Genomic DNA, 26,263 nt, shown 5'->3' with positions numbered 1-26,263 from the left:
CGGAGTAGGGAGTGGACACCCCGCCATGATCGCCTGTGCCGGTCACCTGCGCTTGAACAGCTTCGACGCGTCGCCGAGCCGCAGCAGGACCGTCTCCCCGGTGGCGTCCTTGAGCCCGTCGTTGTCGGTCACCACGTAGACCTGACCGTCGCGGCCGATCGTGAGGCCCTCGACCTTCTCCTGCGTCCACCCGTTCGCGGCGCGCAGGTCGGGGACGAGGTCGCGGACCAGCGTCTTGGTCAGCGGCGCGACGGCGCCCGGCGGCACCGGGTCCTTGGCCGGGATCTGGACCGTGTAGACCGCCTTCACCGCGGCGTCCGGACCGTTCAGCTTGTCCCGCTCGATGACCGCGAGGGTGTCGTGGTCCACGACGGTGATCTCCGACAGCCCGATCCAGTTCCCCGGCGTCGTCGTCGTGCCCAGCGGGTAGCCGAACCACGCCCACTGCGCGGTCGCGACGTCGTAGCGGCCGATCCGGGCGGAGCTCCCCTCGCCGGTCAGCGGACGCTGCAGCGCGACCCAGACGTGCTCGCCCTTGCGGTCCTCGCTCACGGCGACGCCCTCGATGCCCCACTTGGTGAGGCCGGCGGCCACGTCCGCGGGCAGCGGCACCGTCTGCTGCACCGCCCCGCCCGCGTCCGTGCGGACCAGCGTGTTGCCGGCCCCCGTCGCCCCCTCGGAGCCGAGCCAGAACCCGCCCTGCCGGCGGGCCGAGATGCCCTCGATGTCCAGCGACGCCGGCGTGCCCCCCTGCGTCACGACGACGTCGCGGTCGATGACGGCCGGCGTGCGGGACACGTCGAGCCGCAGCAGGTGTGCCGTGCTGTAGGCCGCGTCGCTCGCCGCCCACAGGTACCGGCGGTCCGACGGGTGCGCGCTCAGCGCGCCGAGCGCACCCCAGCCGATCGGGTTGCCCGCGGCGTCGTCGGCCGACACCACGCTCGGGAACTGCGGCGTGCCGGCGTCCTTCGCGTACGCCTTGCCGCGCCCGAAGACGCTCACCGACGAGCGGACCAGGACCGACGCGTCGTCGGTCTCGCTGGAGACCAGCAGCAGGTCACGGGACGGCACCGGCAGGATGCCCTCCGGGCCGTTGGTCGTGGCGAGCACCTGCACGAACCGCGGGCGCGTGGCGTCGTCCACGTCGTACACGGCGACGAAGTTCGACCGCTCCGAGCCGACGAACGCGTACCGCTGCCCGCCCAGCGTCGCGACGGCCAGGCCCTCGACCTCGACGCCCTTCTTCGCGGCACGGTCCTCGGTGTGCAGGCCCGTGCGGACCGCGAGCTTCTCCAGCTCCGCGCCCGCGTCCCAGACGACGGCGCCGGTGGTCACGTCGAACACCGACCAGCCTCGGGTGCCGCCCTTCCAGTCGCCCTCGTTGGCGGTCGCGACGTGGGTGGCGTCCAGCCACGCGATCGCGTCCGGCTCCCGGGGCGTCGCCGGCAGCGAGCCGGTCTGGTCGATGACGCCGTCCTTCGCGGTGTCGATGCCCGCGACGGCGGCGGTCCCGGCCGTGAACGCACCGGTCACCGTGCCCGACGCGATGTCGACGAGCGCGACCCCGTTGTTCTCCTGGAGCGTCACCGCGACGGTGGTCCCGGTCGGGTCGATCGCCACGTACTCCGGCTCCGGGTCCTGCGCGGTGTCGAGCCCGGCGAGCGCGTCGGCCGTGAACGGCACGGCACGGGTGGTCCACGTCGACGGGTCGGCGCCGGGCAGGTCGACCAGCTGCAGGAAGCCGCCGGGCAGCTGCGGCAGGTCTCCCTTCTTCGCACCGGGCGGCGTCGCCTCCTCGTCGCGCTGGTTCTCGATGGCGATCGCGGCGTGCGCCTTGTCCGGCGTGAGCGCGATCGAGTCCGGCTGCCCGCCGAGGTCGAGCGTGCGGACCAGCGCGTGCGAGGCCAGGTCGACCACGGCGAGCAGACCCGACGGCGCCGTGAAGCTCTCCGAGGTGTCGACGACCACCAGCACGTAGCCGCCGACCACCGCCACCGACGTTGGCTCCGCGTGCGCGCCGACCCCGAGGTCCGCCAGGTCGAGCGTGCCCAGGCCCTGCGGCGTCGCCGGGTCCGTGATGTCCACGAAGCCGATCCGGCCCGCGAGCGCGTCGGTGTGGATGAACGTCCGGCCGTCCTCGCTCACCGCCGAGATCTCGGCGACGGTCGGGTCGGCCGCCGCGGCGCCCGCCGGGCGGTTGAGGTACACGGGGTACGTCGCGAGCCGGTGGAACGTGTCCTGCTTCGGCTTCGGGTGCGCCGCGGCAGCGGTCGCCCCCAGACCCGCGCAGAGGACGGCGGTGCAGGTCAGCGCTGCGACGGTGCGGCGTGCGTACGGCATCGAGGGGCCCTTCGGGTCGGTGTGCACCGAGGGTGACCAGGACGGATGTCCGAATCCCGGCAGGAAGATGAACGGCGGCGGGCGGCGAGGTGACGTTTGCCACGACGGGAAACATCGCGCGCCGTCGACGGGTTGTCGCCAGGTATGCGATCAATCACCTACTCCCGCTACGGCGGTTCCGACGTCCTCGAGCTCACCGAGCAGCCCACCCCGAAGGTCGGCCCGGACAGCGTGCTGGTCCGCGTGCGCGCCGCCTCGGTCAACCCGGTCGACTGGAAGGTCCGCGCCGGGTACCTCGACGCGGTCATGGACGTGACCTTCCCGGTGGTGCCGGGCTGGGACGTGGCCGGCGTGGTCGAGCGCGTCGGCCTGGACACCCCGGAGCTCCAGGTGGGCGACGAGGTCTACGGGTACGTCCGTCGCGACTGGGTGCAGGGCGGCACGTTCGCGGAGTACGTCGCGGCGCCCGTCCGCACGCTCGCGCGCAAGCCGGCGTCGCTGTCCTTCGAGGAGGCGTCAGCCGTGCCGCTGGCCGGCCTGACGGCGTACCAGAGCATCCTGCGCGCGGGGGTCCGCGACGGGCAGACCGTCCTCGTGCACGCCGCGGCGGGCGGGGTCGGCGCGTTCGCCGTGCAGATCGCCCGGTCGCTGGGCGCCCGCGTCATCGGCACCGCGTCGGAGCGGAACCACGAGTACCTGCGCGGGCTCGGCGCCTCACCGGTGTCGTACGGGGACGGACTGGTCGAACGCGTGCGTGCGCTGGCCCCCGACGGCATCGACGTGATCCTCGACTTCGGCGGCGACGACCTCGTCGAGACGTCGAAGGCCCTCCTCGCCGACGGGGGCACGGTCGCCTCGATCGTCGACGCCGCCGCGCGCGACGAGCTGGGCGGCCACTACGTGTGGGTCCGCCCTGACACCGCCGACCTCGACGCCCTCACGGCCCTCATCGACGCCGGCACGCTGGCGGTCGACGTCGCCGAGGTCTTCGAGCTGGCCGACGCAGCGGCAGCCCACGAGGCGAGCCAGACCGGCCACGTCCGCGGCAAGGTCGTCGTCCGCGTCGACTGACCTGCCCGCTGGACAGCAACGTCCGAGGAAGTGGTCGCCAGAGCAGCCACTTCCTCGGACGTTGGGTCATTCGTCGTGGGACGTCCGAGGATCTGGTTGCTGGGGCAGCCACTTCCTCGGACGTTGTTTCTTCGCGGTGCGTCCGCCGGCGGGGTCCTGTCCCAGCGGGTGTGGGCGTCGTGTCAGTGGGACGTCGTGCGGCCGAAGTGGAACTTGGCTGTCGCCGGGCTGCTGGGCCAGCGGCTGGTGACCACCTTGCCGCGCGTGTAGAACCGCACGGACTCCGGGCCGTAGATGTGGCTCTCGCCGAACAGCGAGTTCTTCCACMCGCCGAAGGAGTGCCAGCCGACCGGCACCGGGATCGGCACGTTGATGCCGATCATGCCGACGTTCACGGCCCGCTGGAACGTGCGCGCCGCGTCGCCGGAGGACGTGAAGACCGCCGTCCCGTTGCCGTACGGGTTGGCGTTGACCAGGTCGATCGCCTCCGCCAGGTCCGCCGCGCGGATCACCACGAGCACCGGCCCGAAGATCTCCTCGACGTACGCGCGCATGTCCGTCGTGACTCCGTCGAGGATGGTGGGGCCGACGAAGAACCCGTCCTCGTGACCGGTCACCGTGTGACCGCGGCCGTCGACCGGTGCGGACGCGCCACTGGCGACGGCGTCCGTGACGATCTCCTCGATGCGCAGCTGCGACGCGCGCGTGATGACCGGGCCCATGTCGGAGTCCGGGTCGTTGCCCGGTGCCACGCGGACCTTCTGCGCGGCGGCGGTCAGGCGTTCGAGCAGCGCGTCGGCGACGACGTCGACGACCACCGCGACCGAGATCGCCATGCACCGCTCGCCGGCGGCCCCGAACGCCGCTCCGGTCAGGTGCGTCGCCGCGAGGTCCAGGTCCGCGTCGGCCAGCACGACCGCGTGGTTCTTCGCCCCGCCCAGGGCCTGCACCCGCTTGCCGTGCGCGGTCGCCGTGGCGTGCACGTGCTGCGCGATCGGCGTCGACCCGACGAACGACACCGCGGCGATGTCCGGGTGCGTCAGGAGCGCGTCGACGGCCACCCGGTCGCCCTGCACCACCGAGAACACCCCGTCGGGAAGCCCGGCCGCCTTCCACATCCGCGCGAGGAAGAGCGACGCCGACGGGTCCCGCTCCGACGGCTTGAGGACGAACGCGTTGCCGGTCGCGATCGCCATCGGCGCCATCCACAGCGGCACCATCGCGGGGAAGTTGAACGGCGTGATGCCGGCGACCACCCCGAGCGGCTCCCGGAACGAGAACACGTCGACACCCGTCGCCGCCTGGTCGGTGTACTCGCCCTTGAGCAGCTGCGGCATACCGCACGCGTACTCGATGACCTCCAGACCGCGCGCGATCTCCCCGTGCGAGTCCGCCAGCACCTTCCCGTGCTCGGCCGTGATGATCGCGGCCAACTCGTCGGTGTGCTGCACGATCTGCTCCCGCAGCGCGAACAGCACAGCGGTCCGCCTGGCGACGGGCTCCTGCGACCAGCTCTTCGCCGCTTCGACGGCGGCCGCGACGGCTCCATCCACGTCTGCCTGCTCCGCGAGGAGCACGCGGCCCGTCACCTGCCCGGTCGCCGGATCGAACACGTCCTGCGTCCGGGACCCCTCGGGCGTCGTCACCTGCCCCCCGACGACGTGGCCGATGAGCGGAGCGGTGTCGACGAGCGCGGACATCAGGGCCCTCTTTTCGTGCGTGATCCGACCGCATTGCCGGATCGAGCCAATCTAAGTCCGCCGTCAAGAACAACCAACGTCCACACATCCGGTCGCCAGGACGCACGAACCCGCGGACGTGACTGGCTCAGATCGTCGGGTCGATGGCGTCGACGAGGGACCTCGCGTGACGCAGCATGCTGGTGACGGTCTCGTCGGTGAGATACGTCGTGCCGTAGTGGGCATTCGCCTTGTGGTCGAGGACCCGGCTGAGATGCGTCGCCAGAGCCTTGCCGTCCGGCTGGGTGGCCGCAAGGACGGGCACGGCCTGCTTGTGGTCCTGTCCCTGGGAAGCGGAACCGGTGCGCGACCCGCAGATCGCGTCCGAAGCGGCGATCGCGGCGAGCACCGCGAGGCCACCGGTCACCTGCCGGGAAGCCGCGTCGTCCGGTTCTCCGTCATGGACGAGCTCGCCGATCTCGAGGTACTTGCGGGCGGTCGCCGCGCGAGTGCGGACATCCGTCGGCGACATGGTGCGCAGGCGGGCGACGCCGCGCGGGCTCACCGGCGCGGTCCGGTCAGGTGCGGTGTGATGTCCGGGCCAACCAGTCGCCGCGCATCGTCACGGAACGACGCCACGATCGGATCGTCTGCGTCCCGCGCCGCGTCGAGCAGGTCGGGGGTCGTCAGGTACACCTGGACCTGCTGACCGGTCCAGGTGCGGCCGAGCCGGTCGAGCTCATCAGTGAACGCGCGGGCTTGCTCGTCGACCCTGGGCACGACGACCAGCAGGTCCACGTCCGAGTCGAGCTGCGCTTCGCCGCGTGCGACCGATCCGAAGACGGCGACGGTCACGTCCTCGCTCGAACCGGGTCCGAAGCTCGAGCTGATCAGCGCCTGCAGGTGGGACGCCAGCTGGCTCCACGGATCGAGCGCCCGGAACGCCGCGTCGACCGCCGGGTACGTCAGGTGCTCGTCGTTGAGGTCGTAGACGACGGAGCCACCGACCGGTGTCGCGGTCACGATGCCGTGCTGCACGAGCCTGCCGAGCGCGTAGCGGATCCCCCGATCGGTCCCGGTACCGGTGGCACGATGCACCTGCGCGCCCGTGAGGTGGGTGCCTGCGCGCCAGAGCGCGCGCAGGACCGGCGCTTCCAGACCGCCGCCGAGCGCCCGCTCGGGATAGTTCCAGTCCACCATGACCTCGCAACATCGTGCCGATGGTGGAAGAATCTTTCCACCATCGGCAAGATGTTGCAATGTCAGTCGCGGGCCGTCAGCACCAGGGGGCCGTCCGGGGTGATCGCGACCGTGTGCTCGGCGTGCGCGGCGAGCGAGCCGTCGGCGGTCCGGATGGTCCAGCCGTCGTCGTCGATCGTGTAGCCGTCGCCGCCCGCCATGAACCAGGGCTCGATGGCGATGACGAGGCCGGCCTTCAGCTTGAGCCCGGTGCCGGGGCGGCCGAGGTTGGGCACGTGCGGGTCCTCGTGCATCGTGCGACCGACGCCGTGCCCCCCGAAGTCGGCGTTGATCCCGTACCCGCCGGCGCGACCGATGGTGCCGATGGCCGACGAGATGTCGCCCATCCGCGCCCCGGCCCGCGCGGCCGCGATGCCGGCGGCGAGGGCGCGCTCGGTGGTCTCGATGAGCGCGGTGACCTCCGGGGACTGCGTCCCGATCTGGAACGTCAGCGCCGAGTCGGCCACCCACCCCTGCACCTGCGCGGCGAAGTCGATGCTCAGCACGTCCCCGTCGACGAGCACGTGGTCGGACGGCAGGCCGTGCAGGGCGGCGTCGTTCACGGAGGTGCACAGGACGCCCGGGTAGGGCATCGCGCCGAACGACGGGTGGTACCCCAGGTAGACCGAGTGCGCGCCGGCCGCGTCGATCATCTGGTGCGCGTGGGTGTCCAGCTGCTTGAGCGTCATCCCCTCGCGGGCGACGTCACGCAAGGAGGACAGCACGCCCGCCACGAACTTCCCGGCGGGGCGCATCTGGTTGATCTGAGCAGGGTTCTTGAGGGCCACCCACGAAGCCTGCCACGAGATGGGCAGGCAACAGCCCGTGGGCCGGACCTCCGAGGAGGCCCTGCCGCGAAGGACGAGGTCGCGGCTCCCACGGGCTGCGGTGACTGCCATGGATTCGCTCGCCGGTCCGGGAGGGCCTGCGGGCGGATCGTGTGTGCAATCCGTCCGAGTACTTTCGGGCGACTAGCGGACAGTCACCTCACGCGTCCTGGAATAGAACATGTCCTGGACCACCTCCTTCCCGTGTCCGACGACCGTACGTCCGGTCCCCGCGGGTCGCCAAGGGGTTTTCCGTGCGCATCAGTACGACCGCGACTGCGCCCACTCCGCGAACGTCTGACGGCCCGTCGCGTGCTCGGGGGTCAGGTGGTACCCGTGCCGGAACCCGCTCAGCGGGCCGGGGAACGGCACCGTCCACACCGGCCGGCGCCGCCCGCGCGCCGCGAGGTACGTGCGCATGAGCTCGGTCGTGGTCAGCACCTGGGGGCCACCCAGGTCCTCGACCCGGCCCGACGGCCCCGCGTCGACGAGCTGGACCAGCCGGGACGCCACCTCGCGCACGTCGACCGGCTGGTCGGACATCCCCGCCGGGGCCACCGCGACCGGCCCTCGCGACAGGTAGTCGAGCAGGGTGGCGACGAAGTCGTGGAACTGGGTCGCGCGCAGGATCGTCCACGGCACGCCGCCGTCCTCGACGATCTCCTCGACCCGGTGCTTCGCCTTGTAGTACGCGTACGGGACGCGGTCGACGCCGACGATGGAGACGTAGAGCAGGTGCGGGACCACGGCCGCGCGGGCGGCGAGCAGCAGCTGCACCGCGGCGTCCAGGTCGTCGTCGGGCTTGCGCGGGTCGCTCGCGCAGTGCACCACGGCGCTCACCCCGGTCACCGCCTCGGACAGCCCGTCCCCGGTGAGCAGGTTCCCGACGACCCACTCGGCCTCGGCGGGTGCCGCGGGTGAGCGGTCACGACGGCTGAGGACGCGCACCGGCCGGCCGCCGTCGAGAAGCGTGTGCACCAGGGCGCGGCCGAGGGTGCCGGTCCCGCCGGTGACCAGGACGGGGCGTGCGTCGTCAACCATCCGGACATCCTGGCGCACGCTCCGGGGTGCCGACGAGTACCTGTGACGCAGCCCGGACCGGATGGGCGGTCCGGGCTGCGTCGGTCGGTGCCCGTCAGTGCGCGACGAGGAACTGCGTGTACGCCGGCACGGTGAGGAACGTCGGGAAGTCCTCCGCCAGCGCGACCTGCCGGAACAGGTCCGCCGCGTCGTCGAACCGGTCGTCGGCCGTCCGCGGGAGGTCGGCCAGCACCTCCTTCAGCACCTGCTCGACCAGCGCGGCGTCGATGCGCGTGCCCTCGGCGGTCACGACGCCCTGGTGCACCCACTGCCACACCTGCGACCGCGAGATCTCGGCCGTCGCGGCGTCCTCCATGAGGTGGTCGATGGCGACGGCGCCGATGCCCCGCAGCCACGCCTCGAGGTAGCGGACGCCCACCGACACGTTGCCGCGCAGCCCGCCGTCGGTGACGGCCCCGGGCTCGCCGCCGCCGGCCGACGGGATGTCGAGCAGCTCCGCGGCGGTCACGTGCACGTCCTCCCGCAGCCGGTGCCGCTGGTCGATGCGGTCGCCGAGCGCCTCGTCGAACACCGCGCGAGCCACAGGGACGAGGTCGGGGTGCGCCACCCAGGTGCCGTCGTACCCCTGGCCGGCCTCCCGCTGCTTGTCCGCACGCACCCGTTCGAGCGCCGCGGCGGTGACCTCCGGGTCCCGTCGGTCGGGGATGAACGCGCTCATGCCGCCGATGGCCTGCGCGCCCCGCTTGTGGCAGGTGGCGACGAGCAGCTCGGTGTACGCCTTCATGAACGGCACGGTCATCGTGACGCTCCCGCGGTCCGGCAGGACGAACCGGGGTCCGCGAGCGCGGAAGTTCTTGATGACGCTGAAGATGTAGTCCCAGCGGCCGGCGTTCAGGCCGGCGCAGTGGTCCCGCAGCTCGTAGAGGATCTCCTCCATCTCGAAGGCGGCCGTGATGGTCTCGATGAGCACGGTCGCGCGGATGGTGCCGTACCGCAGGCCCAGGTAGGTCTCGGTGAATCGGAAGATCTCGTCCCAGAGACGGGCCTCCAGGTGACCCTCCAGCTTGGGCAGGTAGAGGTACGGTCCCCGGCCGGAGTCGATGAGGGCCTGCGCGTTGTGGAACAGGTACAGGCCGGCGTCGACGAGGCTCGCGGACGCCGCGCAGATCTGCCCGGCGCGGTCCGTGAACTCCAGGTGCTTCTCCGTGAGGTGCCAGCCGCGCGGACGGAACACGATGGTCGGCGTCACCGAACCGACCGTGTACTCCTTGCCTTCCGGCGACGTGAAGTCGATCTGCCCGCGAATGGCGTCGAACAGCGAGTGCTGCCCGCCGATGACGTTGGTCCACGTGGGGCTGGTGGCGTCCTCCATGTCGGCCAGCCAGACCTTCGCGCCGCTGTTCAGCGCGTTGATCGTCATCTTGCGGTCGGTGGGGCCGGTGATCTCGACGCGACGGTCCTCCAGGCCGGGTCCGGGGCCGGCCACGCGCCAGCCCGGGTCGGCCCGGATGCCCGCGGTCAGCGGCAGGAAGTCGGGGTCGGCGCCGTTGGAGAACCGGGTCCGCTTGTGCTGGCGGCCCAGCAGCAGGTCGTGGCGCCGCCCGGAGAACCGGACGTGCAGGTCGGTGAGGAAGTCGATCGCCTCGGAGGTCAGGATCTGGTCGGTCCCGGCGACGTCGGGTCCGGTGATCTGCAGCTGAGGTCGGGTGGCTGGCGGGGTGATGGTGATGGTCATGGCGAGTGCTCCTGGTGCTGGGGGCGGCCCCGCGAGAACGGCAGTTCGGTTCGAGATCGGCAGTTCGAACTGCCGTTCTCGTCGCAAAGTGCCGTTCTCGCGGGCGGGCCGCGGGGTCAGTGGGTGAACTGGGCCGTCTCGGTGCTGCCCGCGAGCGCGAGGGTGGCGCTCTCCGGGCTGATCGCCGTCGCGACGCGGTCGAAGTAGCCGGTGCCGACCTCGCGCTGGTGTCGCGTGGCGGTGTAGCCGTCGGACTCGGAGGCGATCTCGGCCTCCTGCAGCTCGACGTACGCGCTCATGCCGCGCTCGGCGTAGCCGCGGGCGAGGTCGAACATCGAGTGGTTGAGGGCGTGGAACCCGGCCAGGGTGATGAACTGGAAGACGTACCCGTGGCCGGCGAGCTCCCGCTGGAACCGCGCGATCTGCAGGTCGTCCAGCTGCGAGCGCCAGTGGAACGACGGCGAGCAGTTGTAGGCGAGCAGCTTGCCGGGGAACTTGTCGTGGATCCGCTCCGCGAACTCGATGGCCAGCGCGACGTCGGGCGTCGACGTCTCCACCCAGATGAGGTCGGAGTGCGGCGCGTACGCCTCGGCGCGGGCGACGACGGGGTCGAGGCCGGGACGCACCCGGTAGTAGCCCTCGGCGGTCCGCTCGCCCGTGAGGAACGGCTCGTCGCGGGCGTCGATGTCACTCGTGAGCAGGTCCGCTCCGAGGGCGTCGGTCCGCGCGACGATCACGGAAGGCACCCCCGCGACGTCGGCCGCGAGCCGCGCCGCGGACAGCGTCCGGACGTGCTGCGACGTCGGGACGAGCACCTTGCCGCCCAGGTGGCCGCACTTCTTCTCGGCCGCCAGCTGGTCCTCCCAGTGCACGCCCKCCGCGCCCGYGGAGATCATCGAGTGCATGAGCTCGTAGGCGTTCAGGGGTCCACCGAACCCGGCCTCGGCGTCGGCGACGATCGGCGCGAGCCACTCGCGGGACCGGCGACCGGTCTCGGCGAACTCGATCTGGTCGGCGCGCAGGAGCGCGTTGTTGATCCGGCGGACCACCGCGGGCACCGAGTTCACCGGGTAGAGCGACTGGTCCGGGTAGGTCTGGCCGGACAGGTTGGCGTCGGCGGCCACCTGCCACCCGGACAGGTAGATCGCCTCGAGCCCCGCCCGGACCTGCTGCACGGCCTGGTTGCCGGTCAGCGCCCCCAGCGCCGGCACCAGGGTGCGCGAGTGCAGGAGCTGCCAGAGCCGCTCGGCGCCGCGCTGCGCGAGGGTGCTCTCCTCACGGACCGACCCCCGGAGGGCGACGACGTCCTCGGCGGTGTGGGAGCGGCGGATGCCGGCCCAGCGCGCGTCGAGGTCCCAGCTCGCCGCGAGCTCGGCCGCGGTCTCGGTCTGGTCGCCGTGCCTGTACGTGCTCATCGTGTCCTCCGTCATTGGGGCGTTCTTCTCGGCCCTTCGGCCTGACCTCCACATTCCTCGGTGTTCGGCAGTTCTTCCCACGCAAAGTCCGCAGAAGATCGGCAATCCTTCTCCTGGACAGAAGCGCAGGCTCGGGCGATGGTGGACGGCATGACGACGACGGCCAACGGCGGCCTGGACACGCTGGTGCTGGGACGACGGATCCGGCACATGCGCACGGGCCGGAACATGACGCTCGACGACCTCGGTGCGGCCATCGGTCGCGCGCCCTCGCAGGTCTCGATGCTGGAGAACGGTCACCGCGAGCCCAAGCTCTCGCTGCTGGCGCAGGTGGCGGAGGCGCTCGACGTCCCGCTGTCGGAGCTGCTGCGCACCGAGCCGCCGACGAGGCGAGCGGCCCTGGAGGTGGAGCTGGAGCGGGCGCAGCGGGGACCCCTCTTCGCGTCGCTCGGCGTCTCACCCGTGAAGGTCGGCCGGTCCCTTCCGGCCGACGCGCTCGAGGCCCTGGTCCGCCTGCAGGCCGAGATCCAGCGCCTGCTCATGGAGAACGCGGCCACCCCGGAGGAGGCCCGTCGCGCCAACGCCGAGCTGCGGATCCGGATGCGCGCGCAGGACAACTACTTCCCGGAGCTCGAGGAGCACGCCCGCACGCTGCTCACCGCGATCGACCACCCCGGTGGCCCGCTGTCGCAGCGCGCGACCGCGGACATCGCCGCCCACCTGGGCTTCGGCCTGCACTACGTGCCCGACCTGCCGCACTCCACCCGGTCGGTCACCGACCTCGCGCACGGCCGCATCTACCTGCCCCAGGGCAACCCCGGCACCAGCGACGCCCGCTCACCCCTGCTGCAGGCCATCGCGAGCCACGTGCTCGGCCACGCGGAGCCCAAGGACTACGGCGACTTCCTGCGCCAGCGCGTCGAGGCCAACTACCTGGCCGCCGCGATGATGCTGCCCGAGGACGGCGCGGTGCCGTTCCTCCAGGAGGCGAAGGCCGAGCGCCGGCTGTCGGTGGAGGACCTGCGCGACGCCTTCGCCGTGCCCTACGAGACGGCCGCGCACCGGTTCACCAACCTGGCGACGCGTCACCTGGGCATCCCCGTGCACTTCATGAAGGTCCACGAGGGCGGCACCCTGCACAAGGCCTACGAGAACGACGGCGTGAAGTTCCCCGCGGATCCCCTGGGCGCCATCGAGGGGCAGCCCGTCTGCCGGCAGTGGACCGCGCGCGTGGTGTTCACCCTGCCCGACCGGTTCACGCCCTACTACCAGTACACCGACACGTCGTCCGGCACGTACTGGTGCACCTCCCGCGTGCAGCCGTCGTCGCAGGGCGCGTTCTCCGTGTCCGTCGGCGTGCCGTTCGCGCACGTGCGCTGGTTCCGCGGGCGCGAGACCACCGAGCGCGCGGCGTCGAAGTGCCCCGACCCGATGTGCTGCCGGCAGCCCCCGACCGAGCTGGCCGAGCGCTGGTCCGACAAGTCCTGGCCCAGCGCCCGCCCGCACGCGTCCCTGCTCGCCGCGCTGCCCGTCGGCGTGTTCCCCGGTGTGGACACGACGGAGGTGTACCGCTTCCTCGACCGGCACGCGCCGACGAGCTAGCCCCCCGACGTGGCTACCAGCCACCCTCGACGAAGGCCAGCAGCGCAGGCGCGGGATCCGCAGCGGTGCCGGCGTTCGCCAGGGCGACGACGACGAACGCCAGGGCCAGCAGCCCTCCGACCACGCCGGCCGCCCCGAACGTGCGCCGCGTCCGCCGCTCGGTCCGCGGCACGGCCGCGCACCTCCGGAGCAGCGCCACGCTCCCACCGACGAGCACCACCGCGACCACCGCCGCGACCAGGGCCAGCGCGGTGTGGAACGTCCCGAAGTCCCGGACCATCACGTCGAGCGCGGGCGAGGACCCGGGACCGGAGAGCTGGTGCCGGACCTCGTCGAGCGCCGCGGTCACGTCGCCCTGCGGTGCGCCGACGACGACGGTCGGCAGCAGCGACGCGAACGGCGCCACCGCGCCCTGCACGTTGGCCATCACGACCGCGGTCGAGAACAGCGCGAGGGCGGAGACGACGACGCCGGCCGTGGCCAGGACCACCCCCCGGAGACCGCTCGCTCCCAGGAACGCCCTCCAGAGGTGCGCGCCCAGCACGACGAGCACCGCCAGCAGGGCCGCGGCGAGCACCGCCTTGGCCAGGTGGTAGCGGAACCAGTAGTCGACGACACCGTCCAGCGCCGGGGACAGCACCGAGCCACCGCCCGCCCAGAACTCGGTGAACGCGCGGCGGGCGGCGTCGGTGAGGTCGCTCCTGCCGGCGAAGCCGCCGCTCGACGGGCTCGCCGCGAGCGTGCGCGGGGCGACGACGAACGCCACGCCCAGCGCGGCGGCAGCGACGACGAGCATCGGCAGGTCGGCGGGTCGGGTCAGGGCTACGGGACTGCGCACGGGGGCTCCAGAGAGGCGTGATCGGGGATAGACAGCGCACCGGAGGCCGTCCCCGTCATGCTGCCGTCTCGCAGTCCCCCCGTCAGTAGGGCGAACCCACCGGGTTGTCAGGGACAGACGCTGTCAGTTCTCGCAGCCGACCCCGTCGCCGTCCCGGTCGAGCTTGCTGCTGTACCCGGGCTGACCCGCGAGGATCGGGGCCGCGCCCGCCGCCCGGACGGCGTCGCAGTTCTGGTAGTAGACGGAGGTGGCGGGCGCCTTCGTCGTCGCAGCCGCCTCCGCGGCGATCCGCGCGGCCTCGGCGTCGGCGGCAGCCTGGGCCTGCCGCGCCGCCTCGTCGGCAGCCGCCTGGGCTGCCGCGACCGCGGCCGCCTCCGCTGCCACCCGCTCCGTCTCGACGCGCTGCACCTCGGACGCCCGCACGAGCTCGACCGCGCTCGTCGTGCCGAGGAGGCGCTCGTTCACGGCGGCCGTCCGGCTGCGCAGGTCCGCCACCAGCGCGGCCGGGTACCGGGCCGACTGGTTCCCGTCGAGCAGCGCCGCCACCGCCGCGCCGGCCGCCGCGGCCGCCGCGACGGCCCTGGCGTGCCGGTCGACCTCGTCGACGCCGACGCCAGCGACCAGGACCGCGGCCTCGTCGGCGGCGCTGCCCGCACCCTCCTCGAGTGCGGCCACCTGCGCCGGGAGCGTGCACTCGTCCTGGGTGCCGAAGAGTCCGACGGCTGCCTCGACGGCCTCCTGCTCACCCGTCAGCACCTGCTCGCTGATCGTCGTGCCTGCCAGAGCGTGGGCCAGTCCGAGTCGTGCGAGCTCCGCGTTGACCAGGACCTCGTCCGCGACGACCGCCGCCCGGTCCTCCCCGGCCGGCTCGAGCCGCACCTCCGCGCCGATCGGGAGCAGGTCGGCGAGCGCCGCGGCCGCGTCCTCGCCCAGGCACTCGTCCGGGGCGGGCGCGTCGATCCCGAGCAGCGTCACGATGGTCGCCTTCCCGCCCTGCTCCACCTCGACCGTGCGGCCGTCGAGCACGGCGACGACCGTGGCGGCATCGTTCTCGGACCCGGCGTCCGCGTCGGCGCCGCAGCCGGTGGTCCAGGTGGCGACGAGGAGTCCGAGCAGAGCGACGGTGAGCGGGCGACGGATACGCATGCCTGAGGCATCGGCTCCCGGGTACACGCGCGCGACCCACCGACGGGCGGTTCCCTCGTCCGCGCGGTCGTGGGCCGACGCGCTAGCGGTTGATCGCCGCCGTGCCGGCCGCCGGTGAGGCTGCCGCCGAACGGCGCGCGATCAGCGCTATCGCGAACGCGAACGACGCGACGGCCATGAGGACGATCGGCGGCGCGGGGAGCAGCAGCACCGCGGTGACCAGCACGGCGAGGGACAGCGCGAGCATGAGGGCGAGCTGCGCCCGCTCGGGGGTCCGGCCGTGGCGCGTCATGAGCAGGACGGACACGCCCCACGCGACCAGCAGCAACGACATCGTGACGCTGAACCCCTGCATGAGGTCGGCCACGGTGTGGCTCGGGGCCATCGGGAACCGTGCGTGCGTCATCTGCCGCTCCACGACGAGCAGGTCACCCGTGGACGGCAGCAGGCTCGCCAGCGTCAGGTGACCCGCCCCCGTCAGGACGAAGGCCCACCCTCCGATGCGCGTCGCGGTCTGGGCTCTCATCGCACTCCTCCTCGTCCTCTACAGATGTCGAGGACTCTACTTTTGTAKAGTGAAGCCATGTCAACCGACCGTCAGGCAGCTCTCAGCGACGCCGGGCTGCGACTGGTCGCCCGGGACGGGCTCCGCGGCCTGACCCACCGGGCGGTCGACGCAGAGGCCGGGGTCCCGCTCGGGTCCACCAGCTACTACTTCCGCACGCGCGACCAGTTGGTGACCGCGTGCGTCCGCCGACTCGTCGAGCTCGACCTGCAGGAGCTGTCGGCCGCGGGGATCGCCGACCGCCCGATGACCGCCGACACCCTGGCCGACCTCGGCGCCGACCTGATGTGGCACTGGATCACCGTCGACGCCCACCGCCACCTCGCCCGCTACGAGCTGCTCCTGCACTCCCGCCGACGGCCCGAGCTCGCGACGGAGCTCCACGCCGCGGGAGACCGGCTGAGGGCGGAGATGACCACCGTGCTCGAGACGCAGGGGTGCGCCGAGCCCGCGCGGACCGCGCTCTGGTTCGTGAGCTGCATCGACGGCGTCGTCCTGGACCAGCTCACCGGCCCGGCCGAGCGACGGATGTCACCGACCGACCTGCGTGCACTGGCGATGACCCTCGTCCGGGCCGCGCTGGGCTGACCTCAGGCCATGCTCTGCGGGTGCCGCGGCAACCACGTGAGCAGCTCGGCACCGAGCGTGCGCACGAGCTCGTCGCCCCAGATCGTGATCGTCTGCTGCCACGGGTGGCCGAACGTTCCCCACCTCAGGTCACCCGGCATGTGCGCGTAGTAGTCCCCGTTGGGGAACACCGGCACGAGGCACTCCGAGTCGGACAAGGCCTGCGCTGCCGGCGACCAACGATAGGACTGGTGCTGCCAGTCGAGCGCAACCAGGTCCTCGTCCCCGGCGAGCCAGACGAAGGCGCGGAGCGCGGCCGCGGAGATCGCCGCCTCCCCGGCGGCAAACCGGGCGCCCCGTTCCTCGAACACGTCGGCGAGGTCGATGACAAGGCACCCGGCGTCGAGCTGGAGGGCAGGGGCGTACCGCTCGGAGAAGTCCGGGCGGGCGGCAAAACGGGCATCGAACGGGGCCCAGGCCGTCGCGTAGTCCATCGGCCGCCAGATGCGCTCCGATTCGCTCACGTGCCGAGGGTACGGTCAGCGGGCCAGCCAGCCGCCGTCGACCGGCAGGACCGCGCCGTGGATGTAGTCGGCGGCGCGGGAGCACAGGAACAGGACCGCACCCGCGATGTCGGCCGGCTCGGCCCAGCGGGCGGCGGGGATGCGCGCGAGGATGGCGTCGCTGCGCTCAGCGTCCTGCCGCAGGTCGTGGGTGTTCGCGGTGGAGACGTAGCCGGGAGCGACGGCGTTGACGTTGACCCCGCGGTCGGCCCACTCGTTGGCGAGCGCCTTGGTCAGCCCGGCGACGGCCGACTTGGAGGCCGCGTACCCGGGCACGTTGATCCCGCCCTGGAAGCTGAGCATCGACGCCGTGTTCACGATCTTCCCGCCGCCGCGCTCGATCATGCCGCGGCCGATCTCCCGGGACAGCGTGAAGGTGGCACGCAGGTTGACGCCCAGGACGTGGTCGAAGTCCTCGTCGGAGTGCTCGGCTGCGGGGGTCCGGCGGATGGTGCCGGCGTTGTTCACGAGGATGTCGACGGGGCGGGTGGCGAGCCCGGCGGCCAGCGCGGCGACGTCGGAGGCGTCGGACAGGTCGGCGGCGAGCGGGGTGAAGGTCCGCCCGAGCGACTCGACGGCAGCGCGGGCGGGACTGTCCCCCGAGGGCATCGCGTGGCTCACGGCGATGATGTCCGCACCGGCCGACGCGAGCGACTGCGCGATGGCCAGCCCGATGCCCCGGCTCGCGCCGGTGACGACGGCGAGCTGTCCTTCGAGGCTGAACAGCCTCTCGAGGTAGGCGGCGGGCGGCGGGGCGAGGGTCATGGGTCGGTGCTCTCTGCTCGGGTGCGGGCGTGCTCGTCCGCCGCACGGCGCCGGCCGTGCGGGTCGTGCGGGTGGTTCGGAGGTCAGGCTCTGTAGCCGAGCGCGGCGGAGATCTTGTCGGCCGTCCCGATCGCCAGCGGGGCCATCGCCTCGACCTGGTCCAGGGTGTGCTCCAGGGTGAGCGTCGAGATGCTGAGCCCGTACCGGATCGTCCCGGTGTGGTCCCGGATCGGCGCTGCCACGCACACGACGCCGGGCACGTTCTCCTCCCGGTCGAGTGCGTAGCCGAGGCGTCGGATGTCCTCGACCTCCGCGCGCAACCGGTCGAGCGTCGTGATCGTGTGCTCCGTCCGCTGGGTCAGCCCGGCCCGTGCGACCAGGCGTTCCAGCGCCTCGTCCGTGAAGCCGCCCAGGACGACCTTGCCGATCCCTGACGTGTGCAGCGGGAGGGCGTGGCCAACGCGCGAGGGCATCTGGTACGGCTTGTCGGAGTCGCTGCGGATCAGGTAGACGATCTCGTCGCCGTTGACGGCCCCGACGTGGACCGTGCAGTGCACGACGTCGACGAGGTCGTCGACGAACGGCTGCGCGATCGACGAGATGTCGATGCGTTGGAGCGCCCGGCCGGCGAGCGACAGGATCTTCGGCCCCGGCAGGTACGTGCCCTCCTGCGAGACAGTGATGAACCCGGACTCCGCGAGGGTGGCAAGGATGCGGTGCGCCGTGGCCTTCGCCAGACCGGTCGCCTCGACCACGTCGCTGAAGCGCGGGTGGTCGAGGGCCGCCTCGAGGACGAGGAGGGTCTTCTCGCTCGCGCTCGCCGACGATGCGGCGGAAGTCGCGGACGTCTGGGATTCCGTCTTGTCGAAGGCCATGGTCGTCATCCTGTCGCCTCAGCGCATGTCCGCGATGGCGAAGCCATCCATGTCGTCGAAGGACTGGTTCTCGCCCGCCATCGCCCACACGAAGCTGTAGCTGGCCGACCCCACGCCGGAGTGCACCGACCAGCTGGGCGAGATGATCGCCTGCTGGTCCGCCACGATGAGGTGGCGGGTCTCCGACGGGTGTCCCATGAGGTGGATGATCCTCGCCTCGGGCGCCATGTCGAAATACAGGTACGCCTCGGTGCGCCGGTCGTGGGTGTGCGCGGGCATKGTGTTCCACATGCTGCCCGGGTGCAGCGTGGTGACGCCCATGACGATCTGGCAGCTGCGCACCCCGTTCTCGTGGATGTACTGGTTCAGCGTGCGCCGGTTGGAGGTCAGCGCGTCGCCGAGCTCACGAACAACCCCGCCGCCGGCCTCGACCAGCGTCGTCGGGTAGGCGGTGTGCGCGGGTGCCGAGACCAGGTAGAAGCGCGACGGCTCCGCCGGGTCCGACGAGGACAGCACCACGTCGACCGCACCCCGCCCGACGTACAGGCAGGCGCCGTGACCGAGCTCGTACGCGGTGCCGTCGACGGAGACCGTCCCGGGTCCGCCGACGTTGACGATCCCGCCCTCGCGGTGCTCGAAGAAGAACTCGGAGCGGATCTCCGGGAAGGTCGGCAACGAGATCGGTCCGCTGACGGGGGTGGCGCCCAGCAGGACGACCCGGTCGTGGTGCGTGTAGACGGAGGCCACCTCGTCGTCGACGAAGAGGTTCTCGACGAGGTACCGGCGACGCAGCTCGTCGGTGTCCATGCCGGGGACGTGCTCGGGGCTCGTCGCGTAGCGCTGTTCCATGGAGTGCCTTTCGGTGGGTTCGACTTACAGCAGGCCGAAGAGGCCCGGAAGCCAGAGGGACAGGGCCGGCACGAAGGTCACCAGCAGGAGCACGGCGACGAGCGCGAGGAAGAACGGCATGAGCCGCGAGATGACGGACTCGACCTTGACGCCGGCGACCTGCGCGCCGACGAACAGCACGGGTGCCGAAGGTGGGGAGATCACCGCGATGCAGAGGTTGAACGTCATCATGATCCCGAAGTGCACGGGGTCGATCCCGTACTGCACGGCGATCGGCAGGAAGATCGGCGTGAAGATCAGGATGGCCGGGGTGGCGTCCAGCGGGATCCCGATGATCAGCAGGACGATCATCATGATCAGCAGGACGACGACCTTGCTGTCGGTGAAGCCGAGCAGCGTCTCCGCGATGAGCTGCGGGATCTTGGTGAAGCTCATGACGAACGACATGATCGACGAGACGCCGATCAGGAAGATCACCACGGAGCTGGTCCGGGCCGCGGCGTACAGGATGTGCGGCAGGTCCTTGATCGAGATCGCCCGGTAGAGGAACGACAGCAGGAGCGCGTAGACGACCGCGATCGCGGAGGCCTCGGTCGCCGTGAAGAAGCCGGCGATGATGCCGCCGATCACGACGACGACCAGGGTCAGCGAGGGCAGCGCCTGGACGAACGTGCGCCCCAGCTCGCCGAGGCTCGCCCGCACCGGCGCGCGGAGCTCGGGGTGCTTGCGGGCGTAGAACCAGACGACGGCCATGCAGGCGACGCCCCAGAGGATGCCCGGGACGTACCCGGCCATGAAGAGCGCCCCGACGGAGGTCCCGCCGCTGGCCAGGGCGTAGACGATGAGCAGGTTGCTGGGCGGGATGACCATGCCGCTCGGCGCGGACGCCACGTTCGTCGCGGCCGTGAACGCCTTGTCGTAGCCGTCCTTCGCCTGCATCGGCGCCATCGTCGTGCCGACGGCCGCCGCCGCAGCGATCGCGGACCCGCTGACCGAGCCGAACAGCATGTTGGCCAGGACGTTGGTCTGGGCGAGCGGCGCCGGGGTCCTGCCGACGAGCACCTTGGCCAGGTTGATGAGCCTGGTCGCGATCCCGCCGTTGTTCATGATGCCGCCGGCGAGGACGAAGAACGGGATGGCCAGCAGGGCGAACGAGTTGACGCCGTTGAACATGCGCTGCGCCGAGGTGGTGGCGCCGTTCTCCAGGCCCAGGACGAGGATCATCGAGATGGCCGACGGGAGGCCGATGCTGATGCTGATGGGTGCTCCGATCACCATCAGCAGGACCATCCCGCCGATCATGACCGTGCTCACCAGCGCGATGTCGGTCACAGCTCGACCCCGTCCTCTGCAGCGATGTGCTCGACCCCCGCGTAGCTGGGGGAGAGCGTCCTGATCAGGTGGTAGAGCAGGTAGAAGGTGAGCAGGACCCCGGAGACAGGCACCGCGAGGTACAGCACGCCGGCCGAGATCGGCAGGACCGGGTTGAGCTGGTGCATGGTCTGGGCGGCGTTGAGGTAGCCGCCCCAGACCATGACGAGCAGCGCGAACGCCAGGGTGGCGAGGTACKCGACGATCTCGAGCACCCGCTGAGCCGCGAGGGGGGCCTTCTGCACGAAGTAGTCGATCGCCACGTCGGCCTTCTCGCCCGTCGCGATCGAGATCCCGATGAGGCTCAGCCAGATGAACACGTACCTGGCTGCCTCCTCCGACCAGATGCTCGGGTTCGACAGGACCAGGCGGGTGAAGACCTGCCAGGTCACCAGGACGACGAGGAGCGCGAAGAGGGTCACGCAGATCGCGCGCAGGACCATGTCGAGCAKCGACTTGAACCTCGCCGGCACCGACRGCCTCTCAGGGCTCAGCGGGTGCTCGCTCACTTAGCCGCTGCCCGGACCTTGGCGTGGATGTCCTTGATGAAGTCGTTGGTGAGCTTCGACGTGGTCAGCGGGGCGATGGCCTCCGCGAACGCCTCCTCGTCGACCTCGTTGAACTTCGCGCCGGCGTCGATGGCCTCCTGCTTGGCGACGTCGATCTGGGTCTTCCAGAGATCGCCCTCCTCCTCGATGGCCGTGGCGAGCTCCTCGGCGAAGATCTCCTGGACGTCCTCGGGGAGCCCGTCCATGACGGCCGGGTTGGTGATGAGGTAGTCCGGCAGCATGAGGTGCTTGGTGTAGCTGAAGTACGGGGCGACCTCGGAGTGCTTCACGCCCGAGTAGGTCAGCTCGTTGTTCTCGGCGCCGTCGATGACGCCGGACTGGATGGCCGTGTAGACGTCGCCCATGCCCATCGGGGTGCCCGTCGCCCCCATGAGCTTCATCATCTCGATGTTGGTCTCGGACTCGATGACGCGGATCTTCATGCCCTCCATGTCCGCGGGCGTGACGATCGGCTTGATCGAGTTGTACATCGAGCGGATGCCGCCGTGGAACGAGCCCAGGACGCGCAGGTTCTGGTCGTCCAGCGACGCGTAGAGCTCGGAGACGATCTCGGGGTCGTTCGTCGTCTCGCGCTGGTGGTCCTGGGAGTCGAACGTGAACGGCAGGTTGAAGACCACGAAGTCGGGGTTGTAGTTCTCGAGCAGCGGGGCGGCCACCATGGCGAACTCGACCGCGCCGGACTGCACCAGCTCGATGGTCTCCTTCTGGGCGCCGAGGGTCTCGTTGGGGAACACCTCGAGGTCGTAGGCGCCGTTGGTGCGCTCCTTGATCCGGTCGCCCATGGCGTCGATCGCGACGTACTGCGGGTGGGTCGGCTGCTGGTTGAACGCCACCTTGAAGGTGGTCGTCGAGACGGCCTCCTCGGTGGACCCGCCGGACTCGGAGGCTCCGGGCGTCGCCCCGCTGCTGCAGGCGGCGAGCGTGAGGGCGGTGGCCCCGAGCAGTGCGGTGAACGACACGACCTTGCTTCGCATCATGGGATGACTCCTTCGTCGGCTCACGGGGTGAGCGCGCTGGTCGAGCAGCGGAGGGGAGGGCGGGGGGAGCAGGAGGTTCTGCCGAGACGTCGTCGTCGTCGGGGACAGGCGTCGGTGACTGTCTGAAAATGGAACTCGGTTCCGTACAGCGGAAAACGTAGATAGTCTGGCTCCGCTCGTCAAGTCATCGCCGACTATCCGGAGGATCCATGCCGTCGCTGCGCCACCTGCTGCTCTCGGGCTACATCGCCGCACCCGAGGACCCCGCGGAGGAGGACGAGTTCTTCGCCGGCCTGGTCGACCTCGGCATCGGCGGCATCGAGCACGCCCTGCCGGTGGAGGGCACCCGCAGCCTGGAACCCGCCTGGGTGGCGCGGAACCTGCGGCCCGAGTGGGACGTCGTCGTCTCGCTGGTGCCGACGATGATGCCCCGCCTCGGCGTCGCGCCGACCTATGGCCTCGGCTCGCTCGACGAAGACCAGCGGGCCCACGCCCTCGCCGACGTCGCCCGCGCCCGCGACCTCGCCGTCACCCTGGCGCAGGCCGACGGCCGCCGACGCGTGAGCGCGATCGAGGTCCACAGTGCACCCGGGCCGCGCGGCGGCTCAGTCGAGGCGTTCTCCCGCTCGCTCGACGAGATCCTCGGCTGGGACCTGGCCGGCGCCGAGCTCCTGGTCGAGCACTGCGACGCCTACGTGCCCGGACTCACCCCGGCCAAGGGGTTCTGGACGCTCGAGGACGAGCTCGTCGTCGTGCGCGCCAAGGGCCTGCCCGCCGACGTGCTCGGCATGTGCGTCAACTGGGGCCGGTCCGTGATCGAGGGGCGCAGCACCGCCACCGCCGTCGAGCACACCCAGGCGGTCGCCGAGGCCGGTCTGCTGCGGATGCTCGTGCTCTCCGGTGCGACCGGGGCCGAGACCCCCTGGAACCCGCCGTGGTCGGACATGCACATCCCGCCGCGTTCCGACGACCACCCCGCGCTCGCCGCCTCCGCGAACTCGCTCATGGGACTCGCCGAGATCACGGAGACCCTCAAGGTCGCCGGTGACGTCCCCCGGGTCGGCGTGAAGGTCGGCGTGCGKCCGACGGACGCCGACGTCGCCACCCGGCTCGCCGTCGCGCGCGCGTCGCTGGAGCTCGTCGCGGAGGCGCGCGCAAGCCTCTGACCAGCACCGACGCCAGCACGCGCTCGGCGGCACCCTGTCGCCGCGCGTGCCCAGCGTGCTCGGTGGCTGTCTACTGCGGTGGTTCCCAGCGCAGCGTCGCGGTCGCGGCGCGCGCGGACGCCGCGTCCGGAAGCAGACGGAGCAGCAGGTCACGGGTGGCGGCCGCCGGGGYCCAGCGCAGCTGCGCCACGCGACCGACKCCGCGTGCCCGGCTCGCGATCGACTGCGTGCGCGGGCGTCGCAGCCGGTCGTACTCCTGCAGCGCGGCCCGCAGGTCGCCGCGGCCGGCGAGGACGGTCAGCGTCGCCGCGTCCTCCAGCGCCTGCCCGCCGCCCTGCCCGACGTCCGGCGTCATCGCGTGCGCCGCGTCGCCGAGCAGCGCCACCCGGCCCTGCACGAACGACGGCAGCCGCCGGTCGAGGTCGTGGATGTCGTGCCGCAGGACCGTCCCGGTCTCCGCCACCAGGGCGGGTATCGGTGCGTGCCAATGGCCGAACCGGCGCACGACCTCGGCATGCTCATCGGCGAACAGCGCGCCGGCCGGGAGGCTGGCGACGGCGAACCAGTACACCCGGCCGTCCCGCAGCGGCACGAACCCGAACCGTTCGCCACGCCCCCACGTCTCACCGGCACCGCCCAGGACGTCGACCGGCCCGTCGGTGACGCCCCGCCATGCGGAGTACCCGGCGTACCGGGGCTCTACACCGCGGGTGAACGTGCCACGCACCGCGCTGCGCAGCCCGTCCGCGCCGACCACCAGGTCCGCCGACGTCCGCGTCCCGGACGCGACGACGACCACACCGCGCGCGTGCTCGACCGCGGTCACCTCGACGCCCGTGCGCACGACCCCCTCCGGCAGCGCGGCGAGCAGGACGCGCTGCAGGTCGTGACGGTGCACCACCGCCAGGTCGTCGACCGTCCCCGCCGGCACACGCACCAGCCACCGCCCCGACGGCTGACGCTGTCCGGTGCTGGTCCCGGCGCCGACCGGCGCTGCGATCGCCCGGACCTCGTCCTCCAGCCCGAGAACCCGCAGCGCCCTGAGCCCGTTGCGGAACAAGGAGATGCCCGCACCCAGCGCCGACAGGTCCGGGCTGCGTTCGAGCACCGCGACCTCGTGCCCTCGGCGGTGGAGGCCTACCGCGACCGCGAGCCCGCCGATTCCTGCGCCGACAACCGTGACCTGCATGGACACATGCTGTCAGGCGGGCAGGCCTCAGCCGAGCGGCACCTTGGTGACGCAGTCGATCTTCGTGTACGGCCGACCCTTGTTGTCGATCGAGGTGCCTGACGGCCCGTACGCACGGCAACCCGTGTAGGTGTCTCCTCCACCGCCGGAGGACGCGGGAGGTGCAGCCGGCTCGGCCGGAGCCGCCGGTGCAACCGGATCAGCCGGTGCGGCCGGTCTCGCGGCGGGTCTCTTGGCGGCCGCTCGGTTCGCGTCCGCCGCGCGCTGCGCGTCAGCCACCCGCTGAGCCTCCGCGGCTGCAGCCGCCTGCGCCTCAGCAGCCTGCACCGCGGCGACTCGCTCCGCCTCGACCCGCTCGGCCTCGACTCGCTCCGCCTCGAGGCGGGCCACCTCGTTGGCGCGGGCGACGCTCACCTCCGTGGTGCGCTGCTCGATCGAGTGCGTGTTCGTCGCCGCCCGGTCCCGCAGATCGGTGAGCAAGGCGGCGCTGAGCCCGAGGAACGCACGGTCGCCGTCGGGTCGATCGAGCAGGGTCGCGACGACTCCCGCCGTCGCTCCGGCGGCCGCGAGGTTTCCGGCGTACGCGTCGATCGACCCGATGTCGGCGGGGATCGGCGCGGCGATCACGGCTGCGGTCGCAGCTTCCGATGCAGCGACCTGGGCGGGGACGGTGCATGCGACCGAGTCGGCGAAGAGGCCGATGCCCTCGGCTCGCGCCTCCTCCTGTGCGGCCAGGACTGCGTCGTAGAAGCGGTCGTTCTCGCCGACGACGACCGCCGCGGCAAGGCCCGAGCGTGCCAGTGAAGCGTTCACGAACTGGTCCCCGACGAACACGCCCGCCAGCTCCCGCCCGTACCGGTCCGTCGGCTCCACATCGTGCCGGAGAGTCACCTGCGTGCCTTCGGGGAGCAGCTCGTGCAACCGCGCCGATGCCTCCGGCCCCAGGCACTCGACCGACTTGCTCGGGTCGACGGTCTCGGGAGCGTCGACGTTCAGCAGACGCACCCGGCTGATGCCCTCCTCGCCACGAACGTCGACGGTGTCGCCGTCGACGACTCGGACGACCACCGCGGTGGTCACCTCGGGAACCGCGTTGCTGATCGCGACTGCCGCGACGACGACCCCGCCAGTGACGAGTGCGCCCAGCGCGAGGATGGCTGCATGCATGGGAGGTCCATTCGCTCTGCGTATGGGAAGGGTGCGATCGGCGAGCCAGCAGAGTCCTGCCCGCACGTGCCATCCAACCCGTCAGAGTCGCCCGTCACCCAGGACCATGGGCCTAGACACCCGCATCGCGGTCACGCCACGGCGGCGCGGTCCCGGTCGAGGTGCGCGAGGGCCGTCGCCAGGCCGAAGCGCGCGGCGAGCGCGTCGAGGCTCGTGAGTCCGGTCGCCCCGCGGCTGCTGTGCACCGCGACCAGCGCGGGGAGCATGTCGTCGTGCGGGACGGGCACGGTCGCCTCCAGGAGGGTCTCGGTGCCGTCGGTCACCAGGTAGGACATCGCGGGTCCGAACTCGTCGGCGGGCGCGACCCGGAACCGCACGGAGCCGACCTCGACGGGTGCGGGCAACGGCTGGCCGCTCACGTGCCCGATCTCCAGCAGGTCCCGGATCGCCTTGGCCCCGTCGGCGTCGAGCCCTGCCGAGGCGTCCAGGGAGTCCAGGTCCGCGAGCACGACGCACGACTCGGTGGGCTCCACGGAGCCCGGGTGCCAGGAGGCGTCGACCTCGAGCGCGAGGAAGCCCCCGCTCACCGAGAACGCGCCCCGGATCAGCGCCGCACGCTCGTCGGCGGACAGGCCGCGCATGGGGTGACGACGGGTGGTCCCGGCGGAACCGCACGAGCACGAGAGAGTGATCATGGGACCAGGGTG

Annotated in this window: 25 protein-coding genes; 4 read left to right on the top strand and 21 right to left on the bottom strand. The window is 71.8% G+C overall.

The genetic code is table 11. The features are described from left to right. Positions 1 to 42: 42 nt before the first annotated feature. Complete coding sequence (locus ACXJKF_RS02875; RefSeq protein ID WP_456786232.1) at positions 43 to 2,340, bottom strand: esterase-like activity of phytase family protein; 2,298 nt, start codon at positions 2,338 to 2,340, stop codon at positions 43 to 45. A gap of 144 nt (positions 2,341 to 2,484) precedes the next feature. Between ACXJKF_RS02875 and ACXJKF_RS02870 the strand changes: the two genes are divergently transcribed. Beyond that, positions 2,485 to 3,411: an NADP-dependent oxidoreductase gene (locus ACXJKF_RS02870; RefSeq protein ID WP_456786231.1), complete on the top strand. Its 927-nt coding sequence runs from the start codon at positions 2,485 to 2,487 to the stop codon at positions 3,409 to 3,411. A gap of 182 nt (positions 3,412 to 3,593) precedes the next feature. Here the strand turns inward: ACXJKF_RS02870 and ACXJKF_RS02865 are convergent, their stop codons facing one another. The 7 genes from ACXJKF_RS02865 to aceA all read right to left on the bottom strand — a co-directional run bounded on the left by ACXJKF_RS02865 (position 3,594) and on the right by aceA (position 11,347). Next, the gene (locus tag ACXJKF_RS02865) at positions 3,594 to 5,111 is read right to left on the bottom strand and encodes a CoA-acylating methylmalonate-semialdehyde dehydrogenase (RefSeq protein ID WP_456786230.1); all 1,518 of its coding nucleotides are present in this window, start codon (positions 5,109 to 5,111) and stop codon (positions 3,594 to 3,596) included. Positions 5,112 to 5,238: 127 nt separating this feature from the next. After that, positions 5,239 to 5,655, bottom strand: coding sequence for a hypothetical protein (locus ACXJKF_RS02860; RefSeq protein ID WP_456786229.1), 417 nt, complete (start codon positions 5,653 to 5,655; stop codon positions 5,239 to 5,241). After that, positions 5,652 to 6,290, bottom strand: coding sequence for a nucleotidyltransferase domain-containing protein (locus ACXJKF_RS02855; protein ID WP_456786228.1), 639 nt, complete (start codon positions 6,288 to 6,290; stop codon positions 5,652 to 5,654). Before ACXJKF_RS02855 ends, ACXJKF_RS02860 begins: the two co-directional genes overlap by 4 nt. Before the next feature lie 62 nt (positions 6,291 to 6,352). Further along, positions 6,353 to 7,117, bottom strand: coding sequence for a type I methionyl aminopeptidase (gene map, locus ACXJKF_RS02850; protein ID WP_456786227.1), 765 nt, complete (start codon positions 7,115 to 7,117; stop codon positions 6,353 to 6,355). Between the two features lie 300 nt (positions 7,118 to 7,417). Further along, positions 7,418 to 8,197, bottom strand: a complete 780-nt coding sequence (locus ACXJKF_RS02845; RefSeq protein WP_456786226.1) for an SDR family oxidoreductase — start codon at positions 8,195 to 8,197, stop codon at positions 7,418 to 7,420. A 94-nt stretch (positions 8,198 to 8,291) separates the two neighbouring features. Continuing rightward, positions 8,292 to 9,932 (bottom strand): malate synthase A, encoded by a 1,641-nt coding sequence (aceB, locus tag ACXJKF_RS02840; protein ID WP_456786225.1) that lies wholly within the window; start codon positions 9,930 to 9,932, stop codon positions 8,292 to 8,294. Positions 9,933 to 10,048: 116 nt separating this feature from the next. Further along, positions 10,049 to 11,347: an isocitrate lyase gene (aceA, locus tag ACXJKF_RS02835; protein ID WP_456786224.1), complete on the bottom strand. Its 1,299-nt coding sequence runs from the start codon at positions 11,345 to 11,347 to the stop codon at positions 10,049 to 10,051. 150 nt (positions 11,348 to 11,497) lie between these two features. Between aceA and ACXJKF_RS02830 the strand changes: the two genes are divergently transcribed. Further along, positions 11,498 to 12,949 carry a helix-turn-helix domain-containing protein gene (locus tag ACXJKF_RS02830; RefSeq protein WP_456786223.1) on the top strand — a complete coding sequence of 484 codons (1,452 nt, stop codon included), beginning with the start codon at positions 11,498 to 11,500 and terminating at the stop codon, positions 12,947 to 12,949. 13 nt (positions 12,950 to 12,962) lie between these two features. On the opposite strand, the gene ACXJKF_RS02825 is transcribed toward ACXJKF_RS02830, so the two are convergent. The 3 genes from ACXJKF_RS02825 to ACXJKF_RS02815 all read right to left on the bottom strand — a co-directional run bounded on the left by ACXJKF_RS02825 (position 12,963) and on the right by ACXJKF_RS02815 (position 15,459). Further along, a complete protein-coding gene (locus ACXJKF_RS02825) occupies positions 12,963 to 13,787 on the bottom strand; it encodes a hypothetical protein (protein ID WP_456786222.1) in 825 nt (274 codons plus the stop codon). A 123-nt stretch (positions 13,788 to 13,910) separates the two neighbouring features. Then, positions 13,911 to 14,933, bottom strand: a complete 1,023-nt coding sequence (locus ACXJKF_RS02820) for an excalibur calcium-binding domain-containing protein (RefSeq protein ID WP_456786221.1) — start codon at positions 14,931 to 14,933, stop codon at positions 13,911 to 13,913. A gap of 82 nt (positions 14,934 to 15,015) precedes the next feature. Further along, complete coding sequence (locus ACXJKF_RS02815) at positions 15,016 to 15,459, bottom strand: LIC_13387 family protein (RefSeq protein WP_456786220.1); 444 nt, start codon at positions 15,457 to 15,459, stop codon at positions 15,016 to 15,018. 57 nt (positions 15,460 to 15,516) lie between these two features. Between ACXJKF_RS02815 and ACXJKF_RS02810 the strand changes: the two genes are divergently transcribed. Further along, positions 15,517 to 16,086 (top strand): TetR/AcrR family transcriptional regulator, encoded by a 570-nt coding sequence (locus tag ACXJKF_RS02810; protein WP_456786219.1) that lies wholly within the window; start codon positions 15,517 to 15,519, stop codon positions 16,084 to 16,086. Between the two features lie 2 nt (positions 16,087 to 16,088). Here ACXJKF_RS02810 and ACXJKF_RS02805 read toward each other — a convergent pair whose 3' ends face one another. From ACXJKF_RS02805 to ACXJKF_RS02775, 7 genes are all read right to left on the bottom strand, one after another. Next, positions 16,089 to 16,589, bottom strand: a complete 501-nt coding sequence (locus tag ACXJKF_RS02805) for a DUF2716 domain-containing protein (RefSeq protein ID WP_456786218.1) — start codon at positions 16,587 to 16,589, stop codon at positions 16,089 to 16,091. Positions 16,590 to 16,604: 15 nt separating this feature from the next. Next, positions 16,605 to 17,393, bottom strand: a complete 789-nt coding sequence (locus tag ACXJKF_RS02800) for an SDR family oxidoreductase (protein ID WP_456786217.1) — start codon at positions 17,391 to 17,393, stop codon at positions 16,605 to 16,607. An 83-nt stretch (positions 17,394 to 17,476) separates the two neighbouring features. Next, positions 17,477 to 18,268, bottom strand: coding sequence for an IclR family transcriptional regulator (locus ACXJKF_RS02795; RefSeq protein ID WP_456786216.1), 792 nt, complete (start codon positions 18,266 to 18,268; stop codon positions 17,477 to 17,479). A gap of 18 nt (positions 18,269 to 18,286) precedes the next feature. Continuing rightward, the gene (gene kduI / locus ACXJKF_RS02790) at positions 18,287 to 19,117 is read right to left on the bottom strand and encodes a 5-dehydro-4-deoxy-D-glucuronate isomerase (protein ID WP_456786215.1); all 831 of its coding nucleotides are present in this window, start codon (positions 19,115 to 19,117) and stop codon (positions 18,287 to 18,289) included. Positions 19,118 to 19,141: 24 nt separating this feature from the next. After that, complete coding sequence (locus tag ACXJKF_RS02785; protein WP_456786214.1) at positions 19,142 to 20,449, bottom strand: TRAP transporter large permease; 1,308 nt, start codon at positions 20,447 to 20,449, stop codon at positions 19,142 to 19,144. Next, on the bottom strand, positions 20,446 to 20,931 hold the full coding sequence (locus ACXJKF_RS02780; RefSeq protein WP_456786213.1) for a TRAP transporter small permease: 486 nt from the start codon (positions 20,929 to 20,931) through the stop codon (positions 20,446 to 20,448). The genes ACXJKF_RS02785 and ACXJKF_RS02780 overlap by 4 nt, the downstream gene beginning before the upstream one ends. 62 nt (positions 20,932 to 20,993) lie before the next feature. Next, positions 20,994 to 22,034 carry a TRAP transporter substrate-binding protein gene (locus ACXJKF_RS02775; protein WP_456786212.1) on the bottom strand — a complete coding sequence of 347 codons (1,041 nt, stop codon included), beginning with the start codon at positions 22,032 to 22,034 and terminating at the stop codon, positions 20,994 to 20,996. A 209-nt stretch (positions 22,035 to 22,243) separates the two neighbouring features. Between ACXJKF_RS02775 and ACXJKF_RS02770 the strand changes: the two genes are divergently transcribed. Beyond that, the gene (locus tag ACXJKF_RS02770; RefSeq protein ID WP_456786211.1) at positions 22,244 to 23,200 is read left to right on the top strand and encodes a DUF4862 family protein; all 957 of its coding nucleotides are present in this window, start codon (positions 22,244 to 22,246) and stop codon (positions 23,198 to 23,200) included. 70 nt (positions 23,201 to 23,270) lie between these two features. On the opposite strand, the gene ACXJKF_RS02765 is transcribed toward ACXJKF_RS02770, so the two are convergent. From ACXJKF_RS02765 to ACXJKF_RS02755, 3 genes are all read right to left on the bottom strand, one after another. Further along, on the bottom strand, positions 23,271 to 24,389 hold the full coding sequence (locus ACXJKF_RS02765) for an FAD-dependent monooxygenase (protein ID WP_456786210.1): 1,119 nt from the start codon (positions 24,387 to 24,389) through the stop codon (positions 23,271 to 23,273). A gap of 27 nt (positions 24,390 to 24,416) precedes the next feature. Next, positions 24,417 to 25,556 carry a thermonuclease family protein gene (locus ACXJKF_RS02760; protein WP_456786209.1) on the bottom strand — a complete coding sequence of 380 codons (1,140 nt, stop codon included), beginning with the start codon at positions 25,554 to 25,556 and terminating at the stop codon, positions 24,417 to 24,419. A 131-nt stretch (positions 25,557 to 25,687) separates the two neighbouring features. Continuing rightward, positions 25,688 to 26,251: a hypothetical protein gene (locus ACXJKF_RS02755; RefSeq protein WP_456786208.1), complete on the bottom strand. Its 564-nt coding sequence runs from the start codon at positions 26,249 to 26,251 to the stop codon at positions 25,688 to 25,690. Between the last annotated feature and the right edge of the window lie 12 nt (positions 26,252 to 26,263).

The organism is Cellulomonas sp. P5_C5, from assembly GCF_054049655.1.
This window is presented reverse-complemented; position numbering and strand designations above follow the sequence as displayed.